Raw genomic sequence first — 6,780 nt, forward strand, 5'->3', positions numbered from 1 at the left:
CTCAGATCGTGAACGATTCGGAATGGATGCGATGGGCGGGGAACCCGGCGCCAACCAGGTCGCGCCTGAGGTCTTTCATCCAGGCCTCACCGCCACAGATGAACACGTCGTGGTCCTTCGGCTCCGGCACGAGATGGCGGAGGAGATCTGCGCCCGACCACGCCTCGTGCGTGGCAGGGATCCAGCTCGACGCGCCGGAAGATCGCGGGCCGATGAACGGCAGGTAGCTCAGGCCACGGGTACTGATGAGGTGAGCGATGGCCTCCTGCCGAAGAGCGTCCTCGGCCGCGGACTCCCGGGTGATAAGCATCGCTTCTCCCGGTCCGTAGCCTTCCGTCTCGAGCAGCGAGACGAGCGGTGCGACCCCGGCGCCTGCGCCGATCATAAGCAGCTTCGTCCCGGTCCTGCGCTCACCGGTCATCTCCCCGTATGGTCCTTCCACGATGACCCTGGTGCCAGGGAGCAGCGCGGTGAGGCGTCGCGTGCCGTCGCCCAGCACACGGGCAGTCAACGTCAGCTCGCTTCCCGGCGCAGCGGAGAGCGAGAACGGGTGCGCGCGAGTCCAGCCTGGTCCATCGAGGAACCGCCAGACGAAGAACTGACCAGCCCTGGCACCGAGCGTCGCGAGGTCGCGACCGGTGACCCGGATGGTGACGCCCCGAGCACCGTCCGCCTCGACCCCCGCCACCCGCAGGGCCCGACGAGTGGACCGCAGCAGCGGCATCCCGATGCGGAAGAGCAGTACCGATCCTGCGGAGAGCGCCCAGATCGACCACCAGTAGACGGTCGCGATCGGTGAGGACAGGAAGTCGGCGCCCGTCCACAGCTGGTGCGGCAGCGCGAGCCCGACGCCCAGGTACGCGTACAGGTGCAGGAGGTGCCAGGACTCGTACCGCAGGTGCCGACGAGCACGCCGGATCGAGGTGACGACCACGAGCAGGATCAGCAGAGTGCCGGCAGTCGCCAGGAGCATGCCGGGGTATTCCCAGATGAAGCTCCACAGCTGGACGAGCGGGTTGATGCCGGCAGCCATCGCGTAGCCCACCGCGAGCAGTGCGATGTGCGCGCCCATCAACCAGAACGACCAGAATCCGACGAAGCGATGCAGCCGCGTGATCCCGTCGCGACCGAATCCGCGCTCGAACAGCGGGACGCGCGCCATCAGCAGCACCTGATAGAGCAGCAGATTCGCCGCGACCAACCCGGTGAGGCGTCCGAGCGTCGTGACGGTCTCGGCGTTGACTCCCAGGACTGCGGTCACTCCACCACAGGCGATCCACAAAGCGACGACGAACAGGCTGGTCGCCCAGATCACCGTGATCGCCGCTGCACGCCAGACCCGCGCGCGGCCATGGGCTGCCCGCCGTGGCTCAGGGGAAGCGGCGGGGACGGAAGCACGCGGTCTCGTCGTCAGAGTGGTCATAGGGGAATCGTGCTGCGCCGACTCTGAGACAGGTCTAAGGAACGGCTCCCGATAGGCAACTCATATCTGTCTCTCAGGCAACGCCACTCGTCCCGAGCAGCGTACCGATCGCGAACGTGACCACCAGCGCGATCGCCCCACCGAGCACCACCCTGATCGTGGGCCTCAGCGCGGGGTTCCCGCCGATCCTCGCGCTCAGGAATCCGGTCAGCGCGAGCGCCAGCAGCACCACCGCGAAAGCGACCGGCACCCGGATCTCGGGAGGCGGGAGCAGTATCGCCAAGAGCGGAAGCAGCGCTCCGAGTGCGAAGGCAAGTGCGGAGGCCCCCGCCGCCGCCCACGGACTGACCACCTGATTCTCCGTGATGCCTAGTTCCGCTTCGAGGTGCGCGGTCAGCGGGTCGTGCGCGGTGAGCTCCTCCGCAACGAGGCGTGCGGTCGCCGGGCTAAGACCTTTCGCCTGATAGATGCCCGCCAGCTCCTCGAGCTCGGTCGCAGGATTATCGGCCAGCTCTCCTCGTTCCTTCTCGATCAGAGCCCGTTGGCTGTCTCGCTGGCTGCTCACCGACACGTACTCCCCGAGCGCCATCGAGATCGCACCGCCGACGAGACCGGCGACACCCGCGGCGAGCAGCGTCGCGGAATCGGTCGTCGCCCCCGCGACACCGACGACGAGCGACGCGACCGACACGATGCCGTCGTTCGCGCCGAGCACTCCGGCTCTGAGCCAGTTGAGCCGCCCAGCGAGATCGCCGCGGTGGGGTTCACCCGGATGCGTCGCCAACATCATCGCCCCGTTCTTTCTCCCGGCGCGGCTATGGAAGGCACATCCCGACGTAGGTCGAGCTCTGCGTGCGCGGAATGCCACTTCGTGAGAGGTCGAGTCATCGGACAAGAGTACGCCCGCCACAAACGCGCCCTCCGCAGCTCGACCGCTAGCAAGTCCGGTCGCGGCACCAACCGAAGGCCCATGCCAGAACGGGGTTCCGGCTCCCGTTAGCGGCGACCGCCCCGGCAACCAAGTGATACCGCGCCGGAAACGATCGTTTTCGGTGGGTTGAACAGAGGCAGTAGCCGTACCAGTCAACAGGCGCTTCCGGCACACCCACCAGACCTCCGCAAAGCGATCTTCAGGTAGGTCCGACCGCCCCTGCCATCGGCGTCGTCGACGGGCTTGCCTGGGACGTTTGACACCCGTTCGAGTTCGAGACCATCATGAACCACAACCCGCCCGCCCCTCGGCTTAGCCGAAATGTCGCTATCCATTCAGTAGACCTTCCGCGTCCGATCGATAGAGAGGTAAATGGGATGGCATCGAGATCGAAGACGACGGCAGCACGGTGCGTTGTCGGGACCGCTCTGGGCGCAGCGGTCGCATTGTGGGGAGGGACTCACCTGCTCTCCCGCCGACGGGCGCGCTGGCGTCCCGGCGCGGGAGTGGTGTCGCGGCACGGTCCACTCAGCATCCGAACATTCGGCGACGGTGACCCGATCGTGGTCTTGCTGCCCGGAATCGCCGCAAGCGGATCGTTCTACGGTGCCGCCTTCGATCAGCTCGGTGACATCGCCACCGTCCTCGTGATCGACCCGCTCGGGTTCGGCCAATCGATGGTCGAACCCGACGGCGATGCTCTATTCGGAATCTCCGATCATCAGAACGCGATCATCGATGTGCTGTCTTCTTCCCCTTTAGCATCTCGCCCGGTGACCCTGGTCGGCCACTCGATGGGCGCCTCCCTCGCGATCATCACCGCCGCCGCCGCCGCCGACACCGCGATCACCATTGCAGGGGTGATCGCCTTCGACGCCCCCCTGTTCGTGTCAGAGCAGGAAGCCCGGCAACGAATCTCGGGCATGGGCTGGTTCGAAACCCTGCTGGCCAGCGGTCCGATCGCCCATCTGGTCTGCTCATGGATGTGCCGCCATCGGCGATTCGCCTCCTATGCCGCCATCGCGGTGAACCCATCACTGCCCATAACCGTGGCCAGAGACGGTGTCAGGCACACATGGCTGTCGTACTCCGGCGCCCTGAACTCGATCGTGATGTCGGATGACTGGTTACCCGCACTGGAGGCCCTGGGGCGGCGCAACATCGCCGTCCTCCTTGTCAACGGCACCGATGACCCCGTGCCGGTGCCCGGACTGGCCGATCGGCTCGCACGCTCCTATCCGAACCTCACCGTCTCGACTCATCGGGGTGGACACCAGCTTCCACTGAGTGATCCCGACTGGTGCGCCGAGACCGTGGCAAGGGCGATCAACGGCGACCCGTCCTGAAAAGCAAGCGTATTGAGGGATGTGCGAGAGACATCCTGCCTGACGGGCATCGGACAAGCCGCGGGCCACATCGAGAATCGGTCCCCGAAGGCGATCTCGAGCTGCTGCCAGCGCTGATGCAGAGATGTCGTAGTATCTGCGTATGAGTGCAGATACGCAAGGATGTGGGTATCGGCCGGATAGTTCCTTCGTTGAGCTGGCGGTGGAAGTGTTTGGGATGCTCGCGGATGCAACACGGGTGCGGATCATTCTCGCTCTTCAGGAAGCCTCGGAACTGTCGGTGAACAGCCTCGCCGACGCGGTTGGCAAGTCACCAGCCGCGGTATCGCAGCACCTGGCGAAACTTCGTCTGGCTCGCATCGTCTCCACCCGTCAGGACGGGCAAAGGGTCTTCTACCGGCTAGACAACGAGCACGCATCCCGACTGGTCGCGGACGCCATCTTCCAAGCCGAACACTCCCTGGGTGGCACACCCCGACACCATCATGCGGATCGGGCGAGCGAATGAGTCCGACCCACGATCACTCGCACGGCGGGCACCACGACCACGGCGCCCCGCACGCACACCATGACCACCCGACCGGCATCAAGGGGTTCTTCTACGGACTCTTCGTGCCCCACTCCCATGACGCGGCAGATTCCATCGATGATGCGTTGGAGGCGAACCGGTCAGGCATCCGTGCTCTGAAGATCAGCCTTCTGATCCTGCTGGTCACAACCGTCCTTCAGGCTGTCGTGGTCATCTTCAGCGGTTCCGTCGCGCTCTTGGCTGATACCGTCCATAATTTCTCCGACGCGCTCACCGCTGTTCCTTTGTGGGTTGCCTTCATCCTCGGCCGGCGTGCAGCCTCGCGCCGCTACACCTACGGGCTCGGCCGTGCCGAAGATCTCGCGGGGCTGTTCATCGTTTTCGTGGTCGCCCTCTCCGCAATCGCCGCCGCCTGGCAATCCATCCACCGCATCCTGAACCCGCAGCCCCTCACAAACATCGGCTGGGTCATCGCCGCGGGCATCATCGGATTCCTCGGCAACGAGATCGTCGCCGTCTACCGCATCCGAGTCGGGCAGCGAATCGGCTCCGCCGCCCTTGTTGCCGACGGCATCCATGCCCGCACAGACGGATTCACCTCACTCGCCGTCGTGGCCGGCGGGATCGGCGTGCTCCTCGGCTTCCCTCTGGCAGATCCCATCGTCGGCCTGGTCATCTCGGTCGCGATCTTCGTCCTCCTCATCGGAACGGTCCGCAGCGTCGGACGGCGCCTGCTGGACGGCGTCGAACCAGAACTCGTCGACAAGGTTGCGCACGCCCTCGATCATGTCGACGGCATCACCGCTGTCGACCGCATCAGACTCCGCTGGAACGGACATCGCCTGGAAGGCGACGCGATCCTCGCTGTCGACGCGCACGCCACCCGTGAACGGGTAGATGAAGTCACTGAGCGCGCACGCCGAAGTGTCCACTCCCACCTCCCCAACCTGGATGAGTTTCTTGTCAGCACCCGCAGCTCGATGGCCACAAGCAACACCTGATCCAGAGTCCGCACAGGGGTGACGAAGCTCACGCCTGAGGTCGGTCCGACCCGCGGGAATGATCTGCGTGCCATTGTGTTGGATACCCCCAGGGGGTATCTTGGAAGTATGAACGGCTACGAGAACAACAAGGCTGATCTGCGTAAGCGGTTGAACCGTGTCGAGGGTCAGGTGCGGGGTATCGCGCGGATGGTCGACGACGACAAGTGCTGCATCGACATCCTCACGCAGGTCTCTGCGGCGACGAAGGCTCTCGAAACGGTCGCATTGTCGCTCTTGGGGGACCATCTCAGTCATTGCGTCGCCCAGGCGAGTACCGAGGGCGGCGAGGTTGCGGCAGAGAAGGTCCGCGAGGCCAACGAAGCAATCGCCCGTCTTGTCCGTTCATGACCACCACGTCTGCTGAATTGAAGGAGCGCACCATGACTGATCGCATCGAACTCGGACTCAAGGACGCATCCGCCGACGGTTGCGCCTGCTGCGCTGTCCCATCGACCACCGAGGTATCCGTTTCGGGTGTGTCTCTGGTGTCGGAGGAGATTCTGGTTGCCGGGATGACGTGCTCGCATTGCGTATCCAGCGTCAGCGACGAGCTGAGCACTGTCGATGGTGTCGAATCCGTCACCATCGACCTGAACGCTGGCGCCACCTCCCGGGTGACCATCCACAGTGCCGCACCCGTCGATCACGCCGCCGTGAAGGCTGCGGTCGAAGAGGCCGGCTACACGCTCGCGACCGGCCAGGCCTGAGCGGCTATCTGTCTGCGCCCGGCTTGACCCGGGCGCATCCGAGCAAGGAGTTCCGATGAGCCAGCACGACGAGCACACCAATCAGGCCGCGCACCCCAATCACGGCGGGTTCCCTACCACGGAGCACGACCACGCGGCGATGAGCCACGAGCACGGTGCTTCTCAAGAGCACGCCGGTCAGGAGGGCCACGGTGGGCACGCTGGCCATGCCGATCATGTGGGCCAGTTCCGGCGGTTGTTCTGGATCATGCTGGTCCTCGCGGTCCCGGTTGTCGGGTTCTCGATGATGTTCTCGATGCTGCTCGGATACCCGCTGCCAGACGCCCCGTGGGTCGGGTGGGTGTCTCCGGTTCTCGGAACGGTCATGTATGTGTGGGGTGGGGCGCCGTTCCTCACCGGCGCGGTGAGTGAACTCCGTGCGCGTAAGCCCGGGATGATGCTGCTGATCGCGCTCGCGATCACGGTGGCATTCTTGGCGTCGTGGGGTGCGAGCCTGGGTGTGCTGCATCACGAGCTCGACTTCTGGTGGGAACTCGCGCTGCTCATCGTGATCATGCTGCTCGGTCACTGGATCGAGATGCGCTCCCTCGCCCAGACGACGTCAGCGTTGGATTCTTTGGCCGCGCTGCTCCCCGACGAGGCGGAGAAGGTGGAAGGCGACACGACGGTCACGGTCGCCCCGGCCGACCTGTTGGTGGGGGATGTTGTGGTGGTTCGCCCCGGCGGCCGGGTCCCCGCGGACGGGCGGATCGTGCAGGGCTCGGCCAGCATGGACGAGTCGATGATCACCGGAGAGTCCCG

General features: G+C 65.2%; 7 protein-coding genes and 1 pseudogene. 6 read left to right on the plus strand and 2 right to left on the minus strand.

Annotation, left to right across the window (positions count from 1 at the left end):
• Position 1: 1 nt before the first annotated feature.
• A complete protein-coding gene (locus DW298_RS13060; protein WP_042538265.1) occupies positions 2–1,423 on the minus strand; it encodes a ferric reductase-like transmembrane domain-containing protein in 1,422 nt (473 codons plus the stop codon).
• 73 nt (positions 1,424–1,496) lie between these two features.
• Positions 1,497–2,213, minus strand: coding sequence for a VIT family protein (locus tag DW298_RS13065; protein WP_136042897.1), 717 nt, complete (start codon positions 2,211–2,213; stop codon positions 1,497–1,499).
• A gap of 518 nt (positions 2,214–2,731) precedes the next feature.
• On the opposite strand from DW298_RS13065, the gene DW298_RS13070 reads away from it, so the two are divergent.
• The 6 genes and pseudogenes from DW298_RS13070 to DW298_RS13095 form a co-directional block, all read left to right on the plus strand.
• Positions 2,732–3,700, plus strand: a complete 969-nt coding sequence (locus DW298_RS13070; RefSeq protein WP_231567471.1) for an alpha/beta hydrolase — start codon at positions 2,732–2,734, stop codon at positions 3,698–3,700.
• A gap of 142 nt (positions 3,701–3,842) precedes the next feature.
• Positions 3,843–4,208 carry a metalloregulator ArsR/SmtB family transcription factor gene (locus DW298_RS13075; protein WP_042538269.1) on the plus strand — a complete coding sequence of 122 codons (366 nt, stop codon included), beginning with the start codon at positions 3,843–3,845 and terminating at the stop codon, positions 4,206–4,208.
• Complete coding sequence (locus DW298_RS13080; RefSeq protein WP_042538271.1) at positions 4,205–5,230, plus strand: cation diffusion facilitator family transporter; 1,026 nt, start codon at positions 4,205–4,207, stop codon at positions 5,228–5,230. The genes DW298_RS13075 and DW298_RS13080 overlap by 4 nt, the downstream gene beginning before the upstream one ends.
• A 108-nt stretch (positions 5,231–5,338) precedes the next feature.
• A complete protein-coding gene (locus tag DW298_RS13085; RefSeq protein ID WP_042538273.1) occupies positions 5,339–5,620 on the plus strand; it encodes a metal-sensitive transcriptional regulator in 282 nt (93 codons plus the stop codon).
• 32 nt (positions 5,621–5,652) lie between these two features.
• Positions 5,653–5,979: a heavy metal-associated domain-containing protein gene (locus tag DW298_RS13090; RefSeq protein ID WP_042538275.1), complete on the plus strand. Its 327-nt coding sequence runs from the start codon at positions 5,653–5,655 to the stop codon at positions 5,977–5,979.
• A gap of 139 nt (positions 5,980–6,118) precedes the next feature.
• A pseudogene (locus DW298_RS13095) lies at positions 6,119–6,780 on the plus strand (heavy metal translocating P-type ATPase); the annotation flags it as partial.

The sequence above is a fragment of the Microbacterium sp. A20 genome (assembly GCF_004794515.1).
In the GTDB taxonomy this organism is placed as follows: Bacteria; Actinomycetota; Actinomycetes; order Actinomycetales; family Microbacteriaceae; genus Microbacterium.

What these genes read in the sequence shown, in the direction of transcription:
- DW298_RS13060 (WP_042538265.1), bottom strand. Translation starts at nt 1,423, where the DNA reads ATGACCACTCTGACGACGAGACCGCGTGCTTCCGTCCCCGCCGCTTCC.
- DW298_RS13075 (WP_042538269.1), top strand. Translation starts at nt 3,843, where the DNA reads ATGAGTGCAGATACGCAAGGATGTGGGTATCGGCCGGATAGTTCCTTC.
- DW298_RS13080 (WP_042538271.1), top strand. Translation starts at nt 4,205, where the DNA reads ATGAGTCCGACCCACGATCACTCGCACGGCGGGCACCACGACCACGGC.
- DW298_RS13085 (WP_042538273.1), top strand. Translation starts at nt 5,339, where the DNA reads ATGAACGGCTACGAGAACAACAAGGCTGATCTGCGTAAGCGGTTGAAC.
- DW298_RS13065 (WP_136042897.1), bottom strand. Translation starts at nt 2,213, where the DNA reads ATGATGTTGGCGACGCATCCGGGTGAACCCCACCGCGGCGATCTCGCT.
- DW298_RS13070 (WP_231567471.1), top strand. Translation starts at nt 2,732, where the DNA reads ATGGCATCGAGATCGAAGACGACGGCAGCACGGTGCGTTGTCGGGACC.
- DW298_RS13090 (WP_042538275.1), top strand. Translation starts at nt 5,653, where the DNA reads ATGACTGATCGCATCGAACTCGGACTCAAGGACGCATCCGCCGACGGT.